Below are 360 nucleotides of genomic sequence, written 5' to 3' on the forward strand. Positions count from 1 at the left end.
GGTGGGAGAAAACCCGCCGCGCCAGCGGCGGCACCCCCACGGCGGGAAAGCCGAAGCCCCCCGCCCAAGGCCCAGGGGCCAGAACTAGCTGATCGTGACCTCGGGCTCGCCCGACATCACGCCGTCCTTCTCCATCTGTTCGGCGATCTTCATCGCCTCATCGATCAGGGTCTCCACGATCTTCGACTCGGGCACGGTCTTGATGACCTCACCCTTCACGAAGATCTGCCCCTTGCCATTGCCGGACGCGACACCCAGATCAGCCTCACGGGCCTCACCGGGACCGTTGACGACGCAGCCCATCACGGCGACCCGCAGCGGCACCTCCATGCCCTCCAGGCCCGCGGTGACCTCTTCGGC

At 67.2% G+C, this 360-nt stretch carries 1 pseudogene; it reads right to left on the reverse strand.

Annotation, left to right across the window (positions count from 1 at the left end):
- Nucleotides 1–84: 84 nt before the first annotated feature.
- Nucleotides 85–360: pseudogene (locus STRAU_RS33525) on the reverse strand (flavodoxin-dependent (E)-4-hydroxy-3-methylbut-2-enyl-diphosphate synthase); the annotation flags it as partial.

Origin of the sequence: Streptomyces aurantiacus JA 4570 (assembly GCF_000414115.1) — a bacterium.
Classification (GTDB): Bacteria; Actinomycetota; Actinomycetes; order Streptomycetales; family Streptomycetaceae; genus Streptomyces; species Streptomyces aurantiacus_A.